General features: G+C 54.2%; 21 protein-coding genes, 1 tRNA gene and 1 pseudogene. 4 read left to right on the top strand and 19 right to left on the bottom strand.

Annotated elements, in window-relative coordinates; genetic code table 11:
* Positions 1 to 19 precede the first annotated feature (19 nt).
* Entirely contained in the window at positions 20 to 463 is a 444-nt protein-coding gene (locus tag PMPD1_RS13775; RefSeq protein WP_173634584.1) for a hypothetical protein, read from the bottom strand.
* 281 nt (positions 464 to 744) lie between these two features.
* Between PMPD1_RS13775 and PMPD1_RS13780 the strand changes: the two genes are divergently transcribed.
* Both PMPD1_RS13780 and PMPD1_RS13785 read left to right on the top strand, forming a co-directional pair.
* The gene (locus PMPD1_RS13780; protein WP_173634585.1) at positions 745 to 1,887 is read left to right on the top strand and encodes an HNH endonuclease signature motif containing protein; all 1,143 of its coding nucleotides are present in this window, start codon (positions 745 to 747) and stop codon (positions 1,885 to 1,887) included.
* Between the two features lie 9 nt (positions 1,888 to 1,896).
* On the top strand, positions 1,897 to 2,379 hold the full coding sequence (locus PMPD1_RS13785) for a YrhA family protein (protein WP_173634586.1): 483 nt from the start codon (positions 1,897 to 1,899) through the stop codon (positions 2,377 to 2,379).
* A 52-nt stretch (positions 2,380 to 2,431) separates the two neighbouring features.
* On the opposite strand, the gene phnE (PMPD1_RS13790) is transcribed toward PMPD1_RS13785, so the two are convergent.
* From phnE (PMPD1_RS13790) to nac, 17 genes are all read right to left on the bottom strand, one after another.
* Positions 2,432 to 3,307 carry a phosphonate ABC transporter, permease protein PhnE gene (phnE, locus tag PMPD1_RS13790; protein WP_173634587.1) on the bottom strand — a complete coding sequence of 292 codons (876 nt, stop codon included), beginning with the start codon at positions 3,305 to 3,307 and terminating at the stop codon, positions 2,432 to 2,434.
* A complete protein-coding gene (gene phnE, locus PMPD1_RS13795; RefSeq protein ID WP_354292628.1) occupies positions 3,304 to 4,170 on the bottom strand; it encodes a phosphonate ABC transporter, permease protein PhnE in 867 nt (288 codons plus the stop codon). Before phnE (PMPD1_RS13795) ends, phnE (PMPD1_RS13790) begins: the two co-directional genes overlap by 4 nt.
* 92 nt (positions 4,171 to 4,262) lie before the next feature.
* Positions 4,263 to 5,195 (bottom strand): phosphonate ABC transporter substrate-binding protein, encoded by a 933-nt coding sequence (gene phnD, locus PMPD1_RS13800; protein ID WP_173634589.1) that lies wholly within the window; start codon positions 5,193 to 5,195, stop codon positions 4,263 to 4,265.
* A gap of 27 nt (positions 5,196 to 5,222) precedes the next feature.
* Positions 5,223 to 6,056, bottom strand: a complete 834-nt coding sequence (phnC, locus tag PMPD1_RS13805; RefSeq protein WP_173634590.1) for a phosphonate ABC transporter ATP-binding protein — start codon at positions 6,054 to 6,056, stop codon at positions 5,223 to 5,225.
* Between the two features lie 83 nt (positions 6,057 to 6,139).
* Positions 6,140 to 6,916, bottom strand: a complete 777-nt coding sequence (phnP, locus tag PMPD1_RS13810; RefSeq protein ID WP_173634591.1) for a phosphonate metabolism protein PhnP — start codon at positions 6,914 to 6,916, stop codon at positions 6,140 to 6,142.
* Entirely contained in the window at positions 6,913 to 7,449 is a 537-nt protein-coding gene (gene phnN / locus PMPD1_RS13815) for a ribose 1,5-bisphosphokinase (protein ID WP_173634592.1), read from the bottom strand. The genes phnP and phnN overlap by 4 nt, the downstream gene beginning before the upstream one ends.
* Entirely contained in the window at positions 7,449 to 8,585 is a 1,137-nt protein-coding gene (gene phnM, locus PMPD1_RS13820) for an alpha-D-ribose 1-methylphosphonate 5-triphosphate diphosphatase (RefSeq protein ID WP_173634593.1), read from the bottom strand. Before phnM ends, phnN begins: the two co-directional genes overlap by 1 nt.
* Positions 8,582 to 9,286, bottom strand: coding sequence for a phosphonate C-P lyase system protein PhnL (phnL, locus tag PMPD1_RS13825; RefSeq protein WP_173634594.1), 705 nt, complete (start codon positions 9,284 to 9,286; stop codon positions 8,582 to 8,584). Before phnL ends, phnM begins: the two co-directional genes overlap by 4 nt.
* Before the next feature lie 34 nt (positions 9,287 to 9,320).
* The gene (phnK, locus tag PMPD1_RS13830) at positions 9,321 to 10,082 is read right to left on the bottom strand and encodes a phosphonate C-P lyase system protein PhnK (RefSeq protein WP_173634595.1); all 762 of its coding nucleotides are present in this window, start codon (positions 10,080 to 10,082) and stop codon (positions 9,321 to 9,323) included.
* A complete protein-coding gene (locus tag PMPD1_RS13835) occupies positions 10,072 to 10,920 on the bottom strand; it encodes an alpha-D-ribose 1-methylphosphonate 5-phosphate C-P-lyase PhnJ (protein WP_173634596.1) in 849 nt (282 codons plus the stop codon). Before PMPD1_RS13835 ends, phnK begins: the two co-directional genes overlap by 11 nt.
* Positions 10,913 to 11,989 carry a carbon-phosphorus lyase complex subunit gene (locus PMPD1_RS13840; RefSeq protein WP_173634597.1) on the bottom strand — a complete coding sequence of 359 codons (1,077 nt, stop codon included), beginning with the start codon at positions 11,987 to 11,989 and terminating at the stop codon, positions 10,913 to 10,915. Before PMPD1_RS13840 ends, PMPD1_RS13835 begins: the two co-directional genes overlap by 8 nt.
* Positions 11,989 to 12,564 (bottom strand): phosphonate C-P lyase system protein PhnH, encoded by a 576-nt coding sequence (gene phnH, locus PMPD1_RS13845; RefSeq protein WP_173634598.1) that lies wholly within the window; start codon positions 12,562 to 12,564, stop codon positions 11,989 to 11,991. The genes PMPD1_RS13840 and phnH overlap by 1 nt, the downstream gene beginning before the upstream one ends.
* Entirely contained in the window at positions 12,564 to 13,010 is a 447-nt protein-coding gene (gene phnG, locus PMPD1_RS13850) for a phosphonate C-P lyase system protein PhnG (protein WP_173634599.1), read from the bottom strand. Before phnG ends, phnH begins: the two co-directional genes overlap by 1 nt.
* Positions 13,011 to 13,724, bottom strand: coding sequence for a phosphonate metabolism transcriptional regulator PhnF (gene phnF, locus PMPD1_RS13855; protein WP_173636227.1), 714 nt, complete (start codon positions 13,722 to 13,724; stop codon positions 13,011 to 13,013).
* A 210-nt stretch (positions 13,725 to 13,934) separates the two neighbouring features.
* Complete coding sequence (locus tag PMPD1_RS13860; RefSeq protein WP_173634600.1) at positions 13,935 to 14,780, bottom strand: oxidoreductase; 846 nt, start codon at positions 14,778 to 14,780, stop codon at positions 13,935 to 13,937.
* A gap of 181 nt (positions 14,781 to 14,961) precedes the next feature.
* Positions 14,962 to 15,918 carry an HTH-type transcriptional regulator Cbl gene (gene cbl / locus PMPD1_RS13865; RefSeq protein ID WP_173634601.1) on the bottom strand — a complete coding sequence of 319 codons (957 nt, stop codon included), beginning with the start codon at positions 15,916 to 15,918 and terminating at the stop codon, positions 14,962 to 14,964.
* 134 nt (positions 15,919 to 16,052) lie between these two features.
* Entirely contained in the window at positions 16,053 to 16,970 is a 918-nt protein-coding gene (gene nac / locus PMPD1_RS13870) for a nitrogen assimilation transcriptional regulator NAC (RefSeq protein WP_173634602.1), read from the bottom strand.
* A gap of 437 nt (positions 16,971 to 17,407) precedes the next feature.
* Between nac and PMPD1_RS13875 the strand changes: the two genes are divergently transcribed.
* Both PMPD1_RS13875 and PMPD1_RS22765 read left to right on the top strand, forming a co-directional pair.
* A tRNA-Asn gene (locus tag PMPD1_RS13875) sits at positions 17,408 to 17,483 on the top strand.
* Positions 17,484 to 17,535: 52 nt separating this feature from the next.
* Positions 17,536 to 17,658 (top strand): annotated as a pseudogene (locus tag PMPD1_RS22765) (Arm DNA-binding domain-containing protein); the annotation flags it as partial.
* Positions 17,659 to 17,712: 54 nt separating this feature from the next.
* On the opposite strand, the gene PMPD1_RS13880 reads toward PMPD1_RS22765, so the two are convergent.
* Positions 17,713 to 19,071: a VasL domain-containing protein gene (locus tag PMPD1_RS13880; RefSeq protein WP_173634603.1), complete on the bottom strand. Its 1,359-nt coding sequence runs from the start codon at positions 19,069 to 19,071 to the stop codon at positions 17,713 to 17,715.
* Positions 19,072 to 19,073: the final 2 nt, after the last annotated feature.

A 19,073-nucleotide genomic window follows, 5' to 3' on the forward strand; every position in this document is an offset into this window, starting at 1 on the left:
ACCGCGCCGCCATGACTATTTACCAGGTCGCTTTGGAAAGCCCAACTTGCTGGTGATCGCTGTTCACCCATAAATAAAAGGTTGAAGGAAAAGACGCATTTTTTATCCAACGCTCACTTCCACTATCGTTCCCCATATAGTGATATCCGTGTTCAACAAGAAAGGTTTTTAGCGTTGACGTTTCTTGAGTGCCTCGAAAAATAATTGAGCTTTGCATCGGCGCGGAACCGTCGCGCGTACTAAAGGTAAAGTAATAGGATTGGGTGATACGCGGCGTCTGTTTAATCTCGCTGTCAGTGACCATGTGGTAAAGAAAGAAATCCGCTTGCGTATAACCTTCACCTTCTCCAGCTTTTGATTGCAAAGCACAAGTAGATAGCTCAAAAATTATTAACAACAGGATTAGCAGACTTGCCCCGCGAAAAATGATTTTTCTCATGGTAGATCGGCTACGTTTACTCATGCATATCCCTTTTAGTCCAATCCATTAAAACCGGTTGCACCAGGACTTAAACATGCATGAGATAACAAAACCATCTCTATGACTAAAATTGAACCAACGTTTATATAAAGCTTTTAAAAGTTGGATCTTGCTTCATTTTCGTTTCTTTCGCGGGCCTGATTTCGCAACGCGTTACGGGAATGCGTATTTTTTAATCATTTTATTTCTGATAAGGTCTACCGATACAGTGACAAAATAGCCGTGGCCGGACGTTGTCTGACCACAACTGACAAGGAATGTCTATGAGCTTCAGCCTGCCTGGCACCGACCTCTGGTATCTCGCCCGCGATAATCTTGCGCCTGAACGCTATGAAGAAATTATTTCGCCCTGCTTCGCCTGGTGGCGTATTTGCAAGGAGTATGAGTTTGACGATAGCTATACCCACCACCTCTATCTGATCAATATGCGTCCGCGCGAAGGACGCGTGTATACTCACCAGGCGCCACCGCACGGGCCGCGCGAGCAAGAAAAGTTAAAAAATTGGCTTTACGGCGGCCAGGCGGTGATGCTGGACAATCGCTTTTCTTCCGGCAACCTGTTTTATATTGACGATCAGGGCCAGCTAATTTGTCGCGATCCGCTGGCTTTTCGGTTTAGCGGCGCGGAGCGTATTATTAAGGCCTATAACCTATCGGTAAGCCGCCGTGATTATACCCATAACCACGGAAGGCCACGGCCCACGGTACGTCCACCGGGGTTATGTCTCACGCCGCCTAAAAATAAGGCAAGTAAAGGCACCATTAATAGTAGGGCCGCCGGGCGCTTACTGGCTGCCGGAGGCATTTATCACCAGAATCCACAAATGTTTGCCGACACCGCCAGAAAACTCGGCGGCGAGGCGGCAGAGGGTTTTGAGCAGGTGCTAAACCCGCAGACCGTGGGCTCGCTGGTAGCGCTCTCGTCAATTCTACTGGTTGGTCGTGCATCGCTAGCAGGACGTCCATCTTTGGCAACTCTGGAAGAATTAAACGACTATCTCGGGAAAACGAAGGGAAATTATAAGCTACTCAGTAATATTGAAGTGATAAAAATGGATTATGTAAGGCGTGGGCGGGACGAACTAGCCACTCTTCGAAATAAATTCACAGGAGAAAAAGCAAAGTTTCTCCGCTCTATTGTGGATGATCCTGAAATAAAAAAACGTCTCAGTTCAATACAATTAGCTGAAATGGCTAAGGGAAAAAATCCTGCCGGATGGGATGTTCATCATAAATTACCGTTGGATGACAGTGGCACAAATGACTTTCGGAATCTCGTTCTAATCCCCAGTAAGAGTGAACATTTAATTTTTACTAAAGCACAGAAAACGATTACTAAAGACATGGCAACAGGGAGTCGCAAACAGGTATTATGGCCTGTCCCTAAAGGCATTATTTATCCTTGAGGATTTCTTATGATTGAAATGTATAAAATTGTTGAAGAACTTATTTTGCTGTCCAAAAAACACGAGTACGATATTTATCCTCCGGTTACCTTTCCGGAAGACCTGTATTCTTATAATTTCGGGCGTTCAATCGGCACCGCTCCGCGTACTTTTTGGCTGCAATATAAAGCGTTTGTTGAGTTAGCCGATGGGTTCCATATGAATGGATACTATCTATATGGCATAGACAATCATGACTATTATGAAAATGATTTATTTTCTTATAACACTGAATTAAGGCGTATCAGTGAGAATGCATCATCGTTAATGAGTGAAGATGACAACTATCTCATTCAAATTGGCGCCTCATCTCTCGATACCTTCACCTACGATGTCCGTAACGGAAAGTGGCAATCACGCGATCGGTTTCAATACGACAATCTGTTTATCTCCTGCGATACGCTGGCCGAATTCCTGGCTGCGGTGCTGGCAGACATTCAGGCAACCCTGTAATAACCGGGAAGGGCCGCCGAACATATTACTCGATGGTCGGATATACCATCCCCTAACCAAATAACGGAATCGGTTGCCCGACAATATAACGCTGGCGCAAACGCGCCGAGATAGCATCCATCACCATCACGATAACCACCAAAATCAACGTAATAAACATCACCACATCCCAATTCCACAAACGCATATTCTCGGCATACACCAGCCCTACGCCGCCCGCGCCAACGAACCCGAGCACCGCTGCGGAACGGGTATTCGATTCGATTTGATACAGACTCAACGCCAAAAATGCAGGAAAAGACTGGGTGAAAATACCATACCGATGTTTCTGCAAACTATTGGCGCCCACCGCCGTTAGACCTCGCCCCGGCGCACGTTCAACCGCCTCGTGCCCTTCCGCGTACAGTTTCCCCAGCAGCCCAACGTCCTGCATAATAATGGCTAACACCCCAGCCAGCGGCCCCATCCCCACCGCACGCACAAAGATCAACCCCCAAATCGCCATATCGATACCGCGAAAAATATCCAACAGCCGACGTACCACTAATGCCAATGGACGTAAGCGTGCGCCCTGCATTACGTTACGCGCCGCGAAAAACGACAGCGGTAGCGCCAGTAGCGTGGCGGTTAAGGTACCGGCGAATACGATAGCCAGCGTAATGGCGATTTGCGAAAGGTAATAACCAAACGGCCAGTTGGCAAAATCTTGCCAGACGAACATACGTAAGAAGTAACGCCCCAGTTGTTGAGTCCCGTTAATCCACGTCGCCCAGTCAACGCCGAATTGATGTAAGAACCAGGCATAATAGAGCACAATTAATAGCCCGATACCGGCAATGGTGCGTAAATAGCGGCGCTGAGCGAGGAACAGATCGGGATGCTGCTGTTGAATACGTTGCGCATCAAATGGCGGTTCAATGGTGGTCATGACAATTTCCCCTCTACGACCCGACGACGCAGCCGCCCGGAAACGCTATCCAGTAACGACACCACCACAATAATCAGCAGCATGGTCATACTGACTTGATCGTAGCGGTCTAACTTAATATTGGTCATCAACTCCTGACCAATACCGCCAGCGCCCACCAGCCCAAGGATGGTGGAGGAGCGGAAATTAATCTCCATGCGCATAAAGCTATACGAGAGAAACAGCGGTTTTACCTGCGGCCAAAAGGCAAAACGCATCCGCTGTATCCGGCTGGCGCCGCAGGCCGCTAACCCCCGTACCGGTTTATCCGAAGTGCTTTCGATCGCCTCATAGAACAGTTTGGTCAGGCTGCCCACGGTATGTAGCGCTAACGCCAAAAAACCGGGGATTGCGCCAATTCCAAACGCCATCACAAACATCACCGCCCATGCCAGTTCCGGCATGGTGCGTAAAAATGCCACTGCGGCGCGAATCGCTAACCGTAACGCAGGGGGCGATTGGGTGTTCCCGGCGGCGAAAAAAGCCAGTACGCCCGCAACAAACACCGAAGCGATGGTTGCCGCCAGCGCCAGTTGCAAGGTTTCCCAAATTAACGGTAACTGAATCGGCAGACGGTATCCCCAATACGCCAGCGAACCTTCGGTGTGACCGTCAGCGAACAGCAGCCCGAGATGTAATACCGGCAGGGTTTCACCCAGATAATCAAAAAAATGCGGCAGAGAGAGCCAGACGGTATGCAGATTGAATTCAGACACCTTTCCGGCGCCGAGATAGAGCCCAACCAACAGCAGCGACCATACTAACGAGTCTCGTTTCTGTCGGCCTTTGATTTGCTGGTAATAGCGTTCAAAATCGGTATTCACAGGCCAGCCCGCACGGTAAGGAGAAGAACCGACGAGGCGCAATATGGCCTCGCCGCCTGCCAGGCCCGCCATTGCTGGCGGGCTGGTAGCGATTAGCGTCCGCCTTTCATCAGTTCACGTTTCAGCTCGATAATATTCTTGAAATCATCGACGCTGGCCGGACCGATATGCTGCGTACCGCCCATCGCTTTCACGAAACAGCTATGATCGCTGGTATCAAGCTTTTTGATGGCCGCCACCACTTTCTCTTTAAATGCCGCCGGTAGCGTATTACTGACCAGAATTGGCCCATTGGGGATCAACGGTGATTTCCAGATAATCCGAATCTGTTTCATCAAATCCGGATGCTCCATGCGAATCAAACGCGTAAAGGCCCCGGCGGTATAGCCGCTGTTATAATCCCCAACCAGCGACGCCCACGTCACCGCACCGGCAAACTGCCCGTTGAGCACGCCAAGAATATCCTGCTCGTGGCCGCCGGAGAACGTCACGCTGGAGAAAGCATGGTTGTATTGGTTATCGGTATTACCGCCAAATTTCTGTTTAAAGGTTTGGTCGGGGATCAGATAGCCTGAGGTAGAGTCCGGGTCGGCGAAGCCAAACGCTTTCCCTTTCAAATCTTCCAGCTTCTGATAGGGGCTATCTGCTTTAACCACCACCACCGAGTGATAACCGCGTGATTGATCGTTGTCATCCACCGCGATCCCCACAATGTCGACCGCTTTAGGATCTTTCAAGTACACCGAGGCGTACGACGAGGGCGACATGCTCAGCACCACATCCACTTTGCCGCCCAGCAGCCCCTGAATGACGCCGGAATAGTCTGACGAGTTACGCAGTTGCGTGTCTACGCCTAACTCTTTATCGAAAAATTGCTTCACGCATTGGTTATCGCCAATTTGCTGTGTGGCGTTTTGTCCGCCCAAAATCCCAAGGTTAAGTTCGCGCGGAGCCTCTGCCGCCGAAGCGTTAAAAGCCAGCCATATGCCGCTCAATATCATGGTCAAACTGCGGTTTTTTTTCATCGCTTTCGCCTGTGTGATTTGCCTGGTTTAAGTAAGTTGACTAATTTCATCGCCATAAAGCTGATGGAGAAGGTTGTCATTGAGCTGATTGGGGTGACCGTCAAAAATAATCCGTCCCTGGGCGATACCAATCACGCGTGTACAGTATTCGCGCACCAGCTCAACTGAATGAAGGTTAACCATGACGCTAATGCCCTGCCCGCTGATTTGGCGCAACACATCCATAATGCGCCGGGTATTTTTCGGGTCGAGCGAGGCGACCGGCTCATCGGCCAATAAGACTTTGGGGTTTTGCATCAGCGCACGGCAAATAGCCACCCGCTGCATTTGCCCGCCAGAGAGGTTCTCCGCGCGCTGTAAGGCGTGGGGCAACATATTCATCCACTGCAATAGCTCAATCGCCCGGGCGCGGTCGGTTAGCGAAAAAACTTTGAAGAATGATTTAAAGGTGGAGGTTTGGCTGAGCCGCCCAAGCAACACATTAGTCAGGACATCAAGCCGTGGAACCAGGCAAAAATCCTGAAAGATCATTCCGCACTCACTGCGCCACTGGCGCATCTCGCGGCGATTTAGCCGGGTGATATCCTGCACCGGTACCTCATCACGCCAGGCGATCATTTCGCCTTCGCTGGCGGTCAGCGTGCCATTGAGCAGATGTAGCAACGTAGACTTTCCGGCACCGGAACGACCAATTACCGCCACCAGTTCACCGGCGTGCAGGTCGAAGGTAATATCATCCAGCACACGCTGCTGTGATGACCAGGCTTTGCCGAGGCCTTTAACCGCCAAAACCTTCGGCGGCTTAACCGCCTGGGGTCGTGCGTCAAATTCAACTGCGGATTGCAATAGTGCCTGTGCCATATTCGTATCCGTATCCGTAAGGTTATGAAAGTTGCACGCCTATTAGGAGCAGTGGGTATGAAGCCCTGATGACACTAAAATGATTAAACCGTGACAGCGCCAGCATCGTGTTCGAACGTCAAGGTCAGGCCGTCATAAGCTGCCGCCACCGCCACGGGTAACCTATTTTCCGCCAGCCAGTTATCCACTTCATGGCTCAGATGCGTTAACCAGCTCTGACGCGGCGCCAGATCGTGATGCAGCGCTAACGCCATCGTCACGTCATTATGGTTACGCGGCGGTTTCTCACGCGGCGCATGGCTACAGTCAAGCACCAGATGGTCGAGCGATTGCGCGCGCAGAAAGCTCAGCGTCTCCGGCGGCAGGCCGACGGTATCGCAGAGCCAGGCGAGCCGATGCTGGCGGTAAGCAATCAAATAACCCCAAGTGAGTTTCGAGTGGATTAATGGCAAGGGCGTAATACGTAACGCCCCATACTCCGCCGTTTGAAAGGCGGCTAGTGGTGGCTGAAAGCGCAGCAGGCCCGGATGTTTGAACAGATCGTCACACCCTTCCGGGTCTGGCGGCCCATAAACCGGGATGGGTACGCCCACGCCCCAACGTAGCGGAAACAGCCCTTGTACATGATCCATATGGTAATGGGTCAGCAAAATACGCGTCAGTGCTCCCGGAGCAAAGCGCTGCTCCAGTAACGGTTGTCCGGCATCCAGCAAGGTGGTTTCTCCCTCGCAGACAATCAACGCGCTACAGGGACCGCGTCGTCTGGCCGGTTGTTGCCGTGCCCGCTGGCAGGCGAAGCAATCACAGCCAAATACCGGCACCTGTTGCGCGCCGCCGGTGCCTAAAAAAGTGAGTTTCATGGCGTGGCCCCCAACAGGTGGCGTAGCGCGTTTAAAGTGTCGTTAAGCGCGCCATCATTATTTAACTGTGGGCAATCCGGTAGCGTGGTTTCCTGCGCGCGCCGCAGACGGCGGGCAATTTGCTGCTCGCTTTCTCGTCCGCGCTGGCGTAAGCGGGCCTCCAGAATGGCGGGCGACACCTGTAAACAGAGCGGAAATAACCGGCTGGCATAACGCTGCTGCGCCTGCGGCAAATGTTGGCGAGAGCCATTAACCATCACATTCCAGCCTCGCGCCAGCCAGATGTCGACCTCAATACCCACCGCATAGGCGGTTTGATGCGCCTGCCAGTCAAGGGCGAAAAGCCCATAGGCGCGGCGGCGCTGAAATTCAGATTCGGTCAGCGCGATATGGTTTTCTCCACCAGCATCCGCCGGGCGCGTAATATACCGGTGCGCCACCAACATTCCTTCCGGCGGCTGCTCGCGCAGGGCATTCAGTAGGCTATCTTTCCCGGCCCCCGAAGCGCCCATCAGCCAGATCAGCCGAGCCATTACCACACTCTCCGTCCCTGGCTCCAAACGTGGCGAACTTGCGCATGACCATGCGGCGCATGCGCCAGCACCAGATCGGCACGCCGTCCCTCGGCAATAATGCCGCGATCGGTCAGCCCTAATGCCCGCGCCGGATTAGCGGTCACCAACGCGGCCGCGCGCGGTATGTCATAGCCGTTACGCTCATCGGCGGCGATACGAAATGCGGCATCCAACAAGCTGGCAGGATAGTAATCCGATGACAGCACATCCAACAGCCCTAGCTCGGCCAGACTATGCGCCGCCACGTTACCGGAGTGCGAACCGCCACGCACGATATTCGGCGCGCCCATCAGTACTTGTAACCCCAGTTCGCGTGAGCGCCGGGCAGCGGCTTCGGTGGTAGGAAACTCAGCAATCACGCTACCGATCTGATGCGACTCCTCGACATGCTCAGCCGTCGCGTCATCGTGGCTGGCAAGCGCGATACCGGCCGTGCGGCAATGGGCGGCAATCGCCTGCCGATTCGGCTGTGACCAGCGCGCCGCCAACGTCAGTTGCTCCTCTTCGAACTGTGCCATTTGGCGATCGTCTAGCCGGTATTTGCCCTGATAATATTCGCGATACTTTTCACGCGAAGCATACTGGCGCTGGCCCGGTGAGTGATCCATCAACGACACCAGCGACAACTCATCAAGATGCATCAGTTGTTCAAACAGCGGCAGCGTACTGTCATGCGGTAATTCACAGCGTAAGTGCAAACGGTGTTCAACCCGATTTAATCCCCGCTGCTGGCTGGCGCGAATCGCCTCAATCATCTTGGTCAGGTTATCCAACCGATGACCGCCGTCGCGCACATCGCCAACCGCAATCGCATCCAGTACCGTTGTAATACCGCTCGCCACCATCAATGCATCGTGACTACTCATGGCAGAGTGGGACGGCCAATCCACATTGGGACGCGGCATAAAAAATTTATCGAGATTATCGGTATGCAGCTCAATCAGCCCCGGCAGTAACCATCCTCCTTCTCCATCCAGCGCGTCTGGCAACTGGCTGGCGGAATCGCTATAGCTGCGGATCACACCCTCATCAATTTCCAGCGAGCCGTGTACAACTTCATTTTCCAGTACCAATTGCACATTATTAACGATCATACCCGCACCTCTTGCATCACTGGATCCATCGTATGTAAACGGTCGGCAACGCGTTCGCGTACCGCCTTATCGTGAAATATGCCGACAATCGCCGCACCGCGCTGGCGTGCGGCTTCAATCAGTTGCACGACTGCCGCACTGTTTACCGCATCCAGCGACGCGGTGGGTTCGTCCAATAGCAGAATGGATGAATCAGCGATAAAGCCGCGGGCAATATTGACGCGCTGCTGTTCGCCGCCGGAAAACGTCGACGGCGCCAGCGACCATAAGCGTTCCGGCACGTTGAGATGAGTAAGTAGCGAACCGGCGCGTTCAGCGCAAGTGCTACGATCTACCCCTCGATCCAGTAGCGGCTGCATCACCACTTCTAAGGTGGACACGCGCGGGATAACACGTAGAAATTGGCTCACCCAGCCGATGGTATCGCGACGGATCGCTAACACTTGACGGGCTGGCGCGCTCACCAGATCGATCCATTCATCACGATGTTTCACCCAGATACGCCCGGCATCGGGCTGGTAATTGGCATACAGTGAGCGCAGTAAGGTGGATTTACCGCTGCCGGAGTGCCCGTCGAGCACCACGCACTCACCGGCTTTCACCTCAAGACTGGCCTGGTGCAGTACCGGTAGTTTCACGCCGTGCTGATGATGAAGAACAAACGTTTTACTGAGTTGCTCAACCCGAAGTTGTGTCGTCATGATCTTTTTCCGCTACAGATCGCTGATTCAGCGCTTAATTCAGCACCGATGAAACCAGCAGTTGGGTATAGGGATGGTGCGGGTCGTCGAGTACCCGATCGGTCAGGCCGCTTTCGACCACTTTTCCTTGCTGCATCACCAACAATCGATGCGCCAGCAACCGTGCGACCCCCAAATCATGGGTGACGATAATCACTGCCAGCCGCAATTCACGTACCAGCGTGCGCAGTAAATCGAGTAATCGAGCCTGCACCGAGACATCCAGCCCGCCGGTGGGTTCATCCATAAACACCAGCCGCGGCTGCGTCACTAAATTGCGGGCAATTTGCAGGCGTTGCTGCATGCCGCCGGAGAACGTGACCGGCAAGTCGTCAATCCGCGCCGCCGGAATTTCAACATCCTGCAGCCAACTCTTGGCTTGTTGACGGATCTCGCCGTAGTGACGCTGACCGACCGCCATTAAACGCTCACCGATATTGCCGCCGGCGGATACCTGCGGACGCAAGCCATCCAGCGGATGCTGATGGACTAATCCCCATTCGGTACGTAATAGACGACGGCGTTCACTTTCACTTAGCGCAAATAAGGCGCGACCGTCATAATCGATATCGCCTTGCTGCGGCGTGAGCTGCGTTGAAAGAACCTGTAAAAGCGTGGATTTGCCCGAGCCTGATTCACCGACAATGCCCAGCACTTCACCAGGCCAGAGATCAAACGAGACCGATTCGAACCCTTTACCGGGCGCGTGGAGATAGGTCAGATCGTTTACCGCGAGCAGCGGCCGTTCAGTGTTCATGTTTCTGCTCCTGCTGCTGGCGACAAAAATCGGTATCTGAACAGACGAACATGCGTGTACCGCGATCGTCCATCACCACCTCATCGAGGTAACTCTGGCGTGAACCGCACAACGCACAGGGTTCTTCCCACTGCTGTACGCGAAACGGATGGTCATCAAAGTCGAGACTTTCTACTTTGCAAAAAGGCGGTAAGGCATAGAGGCGCTTTTCGCGCCCGGCACCGAACAGTTGCAAGGCAGGCATCATATGCATTTTCGGGTTATCGAATTTCGGGATCGGCGAAGGGTCCATCACATAGCGATCGTTGACCTTCACCGGGTAGGCATAGGTGGTAGCAATATGGCCGTAACGGGCAATATCCTCATACAGTTTCACCTGCATTACGCCGTACTCTTCTAACGCGTGCATGGTGCGCGTTTCGGTTTCACGCGGCTCAATAAAGCGCAGCGGCTCAGGAATCGGTACCTGATAGATCAGGATCTGATCTTCGGTTAATGGCGTTTCAGGAATACGATGCCGGGTCTGGATCAAGGTCGCATCGACGGTGCGTTCAGTGGTTGCCGCGCCGCTTACGCGTTGGAAAAAGCGGCGAATCGATACTGCGTTGGTGGTGTCATCGGCACCCTGATCAATCACTTTCAGTACATCATGCTCGCCAATCAGGCTGGCGGTCAGTTGGATACCGCCGGTTCCCCAACCATATGGCATTGGCATTTCTCGTCCGCCAAACGGTACTTGATAGCCGGGGATCGCCACCGCTTTGAGCAGCGCACGGCGTAAGATGCGTTTGCTCTGTTCATCCAGATAACCGGGGTTATAACCGCTCACTTCACTCATTTTCACCCTCCTTCCACGCCTGACGCAGACGTTTCAGCAGTTCCAGTTCGGCCTGGAAATCCACGTAATGCGGCAGTTTAAGATGAGAAACAAAGCCTGCCGCTTCGACGTTATCGGCATGAGAAAGCACAAACTCTTCGTCCTGCGCCGGGCTGGTGATCCGCTCGCCGTATTGCTCACTTTGCAACGCGCGGTCAACCAGCGCGGTTGACATCGCCTTACGCTCTGCGCGTCCGAACACCAGGCCATAACCACGGGTAAAACGGGGCGCGCCTTCTAGCTTGTCGGTAAAGCCGTTAACCATTTCACATTCGGTCAACAGGATTTCACCAATCTCCAACGGAAAACCCAGCTCCTCAGGCAAGATGCTGACCGTGACGTAGCCAGTACGAATTTCACCGGCAAAAGGATGGTTACGGCCATACCCGCGTTGAGTGGAGTAACCTAATGCCAGTAAAAAGCCCTCGTCGGCGCGGGTAAGCTGTTGTAAGCGCGCGGCGCGCGGTGCCGGGTAACTGGGCGGCTGGCGGGTAATATCCGGCGGTTCGCTGCCATCATCCTGTTCGGTTACCGCCAGCGCTTCAGCGGTCATCAGGTCGAAGACCGGCGGACAAGCGGTATCCTGTGTGGTTTCGGTATAGGGAGCGGTAGGCGTTTCGCCATTCGCCAACAGGGTAAAATCGAGTAAACGATGGGTGTAATCGTAGGTTGGCCCGAGGATTTGGCCGCCAGGCAAATCCTTATATACCGCCGAGATCCGCCGCTCAATGCGCATTTGATCGCTTGCCAGCGGTTGGCTATCGGCCAGGCGTGGCAACGTCGTGCGGTAAGCACGCAGGAGAAAAATCGCTTCCACCAGATCGCCGCTCGCTTGCTTAATGGCTAATGCCGCCAGCTCCCGATCGTAAATTCCGCCTTCGGTCATGACGCGGTCAACCGCCAGGCCTTGTTGTTGCGCAATCTGTTCGCAGGTGATCTCCGCAATTGCCCGATCGCCGCGTCGCAAATCCTCCAGTAAACGATGCGCGTTAGCGATCGCCTTTTCTCCCCCTTTCACCGCGACATACATCAGCACACCTCCACTTGCGTGGTACGCGGCAGCGCCATCATCGCTTCGCCGCAGGTTAAAATTAGGTCAAGCCCTTGCGGAAACAGCGCCGGACGCTGGCGTAGGTAACGCAGCAGGCTCTCTGGCAGGCGTGGCGCGACGGCGCGTGTTTCTCGTAATCCCGGCCCGCTTAAACGTAGCGTCAGTCCGCCGCTCAGGGAGGGGAGTTCAACAATTAGCGTGGTGCTCTTTTCCGGCGCCAAATTATCGCCAGCGGCAAAACGTAGCGGATCAATGGCTGACCCCGCATGGAGCAGTGCGAACGGCGCATCTTCGCGCCCGGTAAGCTGTGCGCCGGTATGAAAACGCAAATTGGTACGGACGATCTCTTCGTCCAGTGCCGCATCCAGCCAGAGCGGCGTTTCACCATCCACCAGCGTCAGTAATACCGCAGTCGCGGCGGGCGACAGCGCGCCCCACCCCTGCCGTAGCGGCAGAGAAACCATTACGCCCGGCTCACTCATCGCCTTAAGGATGCGGCGAAAGCTCTGCTGCGCATCGGCAACCGGATGGTGGAAACTAGCCAGTAAAGTCATCAGTTATCTCCGCGAACCAGAGTAAAGAAATCCACTTTGCTGCTGGCGACTTCACCGGCACGCTGTCGTAGACGCGCCTCGCGTAGTGCCGCCAACGGGGTAATCAGCGCGTCTTGCAAACGTGCGTGGTGCGTCGGTTGCTGTAGCAGCGCATCAATCAGCGCGCAGCGCTCGGCATGTGGTTTGTCACGTCCGGCGTGGTAGCTGTAGCCGCACGTCCCATCCGCCAGCCGTATCACCGCGCGCGTAACGGTCATATCGCCGAGAATAAAGCGCCCGCCTTTACCGCCGATACGCGCTTGTAAACGCGTGAGCCCGGTCTCGGCGGCGCGTAACACCTCATACTCCGGCTGCAGCTTGAGCGCCTGCCAGAGCGGTTCCAGATCGCGGCTGGCGGCATGGGCCAGCACCGAGAGCCAGCGTTGTCGTGCCTGTAACGCGTCCATTTAGTGCTCCAGAGTCAGTTCAATCATGTCGCCACGCGTCAGGCTGACGGAGTACTCCGCCACCTGCCCGTCGGCGCTGTGGTTTAGCGTGCGCACGCATAGCAACGGTGCCTGCAGGCCGGTTTCCAGTAATTTGCACTCTTTAGCCTGCGCCAGACGCGTACTAATACGGGTTTGTACCCGAGTAAGCGACTGCGCCAGCCGTTGATCGATAAAGTCATGCAGCGAACCGCTGTGAAACTGTTGTAAGGTCGGCCACCAAGCCAGGTGCGGAAAGAAGTGATTAATCAAGCAGACCGGAACGCCATTCACCCGGCGTAGCGTGCGCAGGTGGATGATTTCTGCGCCCTCTTCGCAGGCTAACGCGGCGGCAACATCCTGGCTGGCAGGGCGTAACACCGCCAACAGACGTTCACTGGTTGGATGGCTGCCCTGCTCTAACAGGTTCTGACTAAAACGAGCGCGGGCGTGTAATGGGTAGTTCCATGGGCGCATCAGCACCAGAATGCCGACGCCGTGTCGCCGCTGGAGTAAGCCTTTATTGACCAGTTCATCAACCGCGCGGCGTAGCGTGTGGCGATTAACGGCATAACGCGTAGCTAACTGCTGTTCGGATGGCAGGTAATCGCCACAGCGATAACCGTTGCGTAGTTCCTGCTCCAACTGAGCGGCAACCGCCTGGTAGACAGTGGTCGGATGTCTGGATATCTCCATCATTCACAAATCCTCCGCGATGCAGAAAACCGATAAGGGGGTCGGCTCGCGTCTGGATACCGTGCGGCACGACCGTGATGTGCCCTTACCTTGCCGTGGATGTGTGACAGAGAGGTTAAGAGAAGATGGCGTAACGATGAATTTAGCGCGTAGCGCGAGGCATATTGCTGAGGGAGAGGAGAGGGACGGGCGTACCCGTCCCGGACAAACTTATTGTGGGTAATCCGTTGCTTTCGAGATTTTCTCCAGGCTTTCAATCTCGCTCAGGCGCTGTTTCAGTTTTTTGGTTACGCCTTCAAACCCAATTGCGCCGAGCACCAAGTGGCGTGGTGGATTAGCGTTTTCGGTAATCTCGATCATCGCTTTCGCCGCCCGTACCGGATCGCCCGGTTGCTGACCACTGTAACCCGAGATGGCATTCATTCGCTCACCGGCGGTGCCAGCATAGTCGGCAATGGTACTTTTAGTTTGATGAAGTGAACGTCCCGCCCAATCGGTACGGAACGGACCAGGCTCTACGCAAGTCACTTTGATCCCCAGCGGCTCGCCTTCTGCCGCCAGTGAATCAGACCACCCTTCGACCGCATGTTTACTGGCCGAGTAGTAGCCCGATGCCGCAAAGCCGATCAGGCCGGCAACCGAGGTAATATTGATCACATGCCCTTTACGTGCCTTACGCATCGCCGGTAACACCGCACGCGTCATCGCGAACAGGCCAAAGACATTGGCATCAAACTGAGCGCGAATTTCACTCTCTACGCCCTCTTCAACCGACGATTGGTAGCCGTAGCCGGCATTGTTAACCAGCACATCAATAGTGCCGAATTTTTCTAGCGTGGCTTTCACCGCGCTATCAATCGCGGCGTTATCGGTCACATCCAGCGCTAAGGCCAGTGTATTGCCCTCTTTGCCTTGGACTAAATCGCTCACTTTGGTGACATCACGCGCGGTAACCACCACATTAAAATTTTGGGCTATCGCCTGCTGCGCCAGTTCACGGCCAAAGCCGGTTGAACAGCCAGTAATAAACCAGACAGGACGTTTTTCTGCACTCATGTTGTTATCCTCATTGATTTAATGATGTTTTTACATAGAAGCGAATAGAGAAACAGCCGCGAACGCGGTTGTCAGAAAGGTACCGAAAAGCTTAGCGGCTAAATACGTCTCCGACCTTGTCGGTTTGTGCGAAAATGTAACAATGACGAGAGCAAAAGAGCGGGCCGTGATGCCCGCGCGTTTAGATTTGGAAATCAATCACCGGTTCTTCACTCTCGGTTGAGAGCGCCTGGCGCTTAATCTCTTCCAACGACAGATTTGCGTTACACAGTTCCAGGAACTGCCACACATAGTTACGCTGCAACTGCCCGCGTTTTAATCCTAACCACACGGTATTGGATTCAAATAAATGTTGGGCTGCCAGGCGGGTGAGTTTTGAATGTTCATCAACTTGGCACGCCTGATCGGCAAGGATCCCCACCCCCAATCCCAGTTCGACATAGGTTTTTACCACATCGGAATCCTGGGCGCTGAGCACAATATCTGGCTTGAGCCCGGCACTATGAAAAGCCCGATCAACGCGTGAGCGCCCGGTAATCCCTTGCCGATAAGTAATCAGTGGATGGCGGCTGAGCGCTGCGAGCGTAATCGGCTGCTCCTGCTCCAGTTCATGCCCTTTTGGTACCAGTAACGCGTGATGCCAGCTAAACCAGGGAAAAGCCGCCAGCGCCGGATTATTCACCACCTGTTCGCTGGCAATGCCTATATCGGCCTCGCCTGCCACCAGCATCGCGACAATTTCCTGCGGTGACCCTTGATTGAGCTCCAGACGGACATTCGGATAGAGCACCCGAAATGCTTTGATCACTCGTGGTAGGCTGTAACGGGCTTGAGTATGGGTGGTGGCAATGGTTAACACCCCGCTCGACTCATTGGTAAAGACATCGGCTAACCGCCGTACTTTGCCCGCTTCATCAAGAATACGCTCGGCGATGGTCAGTAAGGCTTTACCCGGTTCAGTCATCCCTAATAAGCGCTTGCCGCGTCGGATAAAGATCTCCACGCCCAGCTCATCTTCCAGATCGCGAATATGCCGGCTGACGCCCGATTGCGAAGTAAATAACGCATTAGCGACTTCGGTGAGGTTGAACTCGCAGCGCGCCGCTTCCCGAATGATTTTGAGTTGCTGGAAATTCATGCGCTTATCCCTCTTCATTAACAGTTGAATTCGCCTTATGTTATGAAGGCAAATCAATAGCAACAAATAATAAAAAAAGGATAGTTATGCGATTTAGTGATAAGAGGACGGGGCGCAGCGCGCCCCCAGAGGAATTAACTGACTAACATCAGTTCACGGTCTTCCACCATCGGCTTATTAAGCAGCGACAGGAGGATATTTTTTACCGCTTGTGCTGACGGCGAGAGCGGCATGCGGGCGGAAACATTTAGCGACAACGGCAGGTTGAGGGTTGGGCTGTTAATCCGCGCCATCCACGCGTTGGTCGAACTCACCAATGCACGCGCCGCCGATTCCGGTAACACCGTCACCCCCATCCCGCTGGAAACCGCCGCCGTTAGGGTCGCGATTGATTCAATTTCACCAATAATCCGCGCACTTAAACGACGTAACGAGAACGCTTCATCGACCCGTTTACGCACCGCACTGTAATCACGCGGCAGGAACAGATTCATCTGTGCGACGTCAACCAGGTCAACCGTTGCGCCCGGACAGTCGTTAGCCCCGACCAGGTATAATTCCTCTTTCATTAATGGCAGGCTGGTAATACCGGCCGTGGGCGCGCGATCATACAATACCGCCATATCCAACTGACCATTCATCACTTTTTCATTTAATAGCGCACCGCTATTTTCGTGAAGGTAAACCAACACCTCGGGAAATTGTTCACGCACCGTTTGTAGTAGCGGCATGGTTAATGATGAGGCCGCAGTGCCCGGCGCCAGCCCGATAGAGACTTGACCATTGAGCACCTGTCCGGCATTAATTACCGCCGTTTGCGCCTGTTCACACTGGCGTAAAATAGTACGCGCATGCGCATATAAGATTTTACCCGCTTCGGTCGGCGTCACGCCTCGCTTGGTGCGGATCAGTAACTGCTGGTCCAGCTCATTTTCCAGCGTGGCGACCTGCTGGCTAAGAGCAGGCTGTGCAATATGCAACACTTCCGCCGCCTGGGTTAGGCTGCCGATATCGACGATTTTCACGAAGTATTTCAGTCGTCTTAAGTTCATTTTGCCTCCGTCACTGAATCCAGATAATGCCTTAAGTGGCAATAAGTCACGCGCCAGTAGCATGGCTCTGGTCATAAGATTGCAATATGCAGGCCAGTTTTGATTCGTGTAAAGAAAAGCGAGGGAATGGAGGCTAACAGCCGGGAATATAAGCCAATCTTCCTACCTCTAAAGGAGTAATCGCATTACGGGAGAGGGGGTTGATGCGGGAAAAAGTCTCTGACGCACACTAACGGTGCAAAAAGTGCGTTGCCGCTGTGCACCCTGCATGGGGCTTGGATGGGATGGCATTCGCCGCGCCAGCAATGATGTAAATATCACCGCAATTGACGTAAAACCATCAATTCGCTGATTTTGCCAGCAAACGCACGAAAAAGGCGAAACTCGGCTTTGACATTTTCCCAGGCCGTCGCTAATATTCGCCCCGTTCACACGATTCCTCTGTAGTTCAGTCGGTAGAACGGCGGACTGTTAATCCGTATGTCACTGGTTCGAGTCCAGTCAGAGGAGCCATATTTAGAGAAGCCCGCTTAAGGAAACTTAAGCGGGCTTTTTGCTTTTCATGCTCCTTCGGCTTATCAATCCGGGCGGTTCACGCCGCTGGTACCTCAAATATCGCTTCAACTGAAAAGAATCCCGCATTGCCTTAGGTGCCTGGCGGCAGGTCTTGCTTTCTGACGCGCGACGGCATTCGGTGATAAATGCAGGATACCGGCGATAAATAAAACCCGCTGGCGTCTGCTCAGGGCTTCTGGCTCAGGATGGAATACCCCACAATCAGCTGCTTCAGCTGCTGTTCCGCCTGCATCCGCTGAGCCTCCGGGATCGTTTTCGGGTCCGGATTTGCCGACATCCGGCGCAGCTGTTCCTCAACGGGAACCGACCGATTAAAAGCCTGGGTCGCAGAGAATATCTGCGATTTCAGCTCGCTGACGGTGAGGTATTTTCCTTTCTGACCATCCAGAGCATTAAGCTGCCTCGTCAGCGCCTGGAGCCCGGACATGCCTTCATGCCAGCCATTCAGCGTATCCGCAGATATCCCATTCAGCACCAGATGCTGTTGCCACTGAATGGATAGCTGCTTCGCATCCGATCTCGATGGCCACAGCGCATTAGCCTGCGACACCAATCCCTGCCCGTAGCGAATGTTCCAGTCTGGCGGCAGCGCCGCCAGGGTATTCAGCCGGGCAGACGCCTGGCTTATCCATTGCGCCGCCAGCTCATCCTGCTTTTTATCCACCTTGAGCGCCGCTGTCTCCACTGGCGTGAGCGCCCGGGGAAGTGGCTGCAACACGGCATTAAGTACCTGCCTATTCGAGGGCTGGCGGGTGACAGAATACCAGCCGGCAAATGCCACCGCGCTGACCACAAAGGCCGTCACCATTCCACCGATAAATGCCCGCCCTCTTTTGGGCGGCGGTGTACCTTCAGCCACGTCAACCTGGACCGCTGGCTCCTGCCGGATGACGTACACTAATTGAGGCGGGAGGTGATCCGGCTGTCCGACCAGCGGCTCCTCTTCTGATGTCGCGGACCCACCCAGTGTTATCCCCGTAAGGGGCAATTCGGTGGATGACGTATTTTCCAGGCGCGTGATGGCGCTGCGCACCTGCTGTAACAGCGGTGTTATCTGACTTACAGGCTGCAGTTCCTGACGGACGAGCGTATCGCTGAGCGCGCCGAGTGTGGTTTCCAGATTAAGCAGCGACAGGTGATCGGCAAACCCCAGCGAGAATGTACGGAATACTTTCTGCAATCGCTGGAACAATCCCGCAAGGATCTCCACGCGCGCATGTGGGTTCTGTGGCCAGCATTGCGCCCACTGATGGCCCAGCATGGCACCAAGAATACTCAGCCCTTCATTCATACCGACGCACTGCGCCAAGTGGCTACGGGCCAGGGTATACCAGGCCCCTGTCTGTAGCTCGATGCCGTTCTTCTCAAACAGCGACAGGGCCAGCTTTTCAACCCGATCCCAGTGGATATCAGGCCTGGCCGGATGGGTTTGTTTACTCATTTCATCGCGCAGGGCGGTGAAATCCGGGAACGAACGGGGGTCTCCGCCCGTACGGATCTGTCGTGGTCCTGTAGATCGCATCATGG

The sequence above is a fragment of the Paramixta manurensis genome (genome assembly GCF_013285385.1).
Lineage (GTDB): Bacteria > Pseudomonadota > Gammaproteobacteria > Enterobacterales > Enterobacteriaceae > Paramixta > Paramixta manurensis.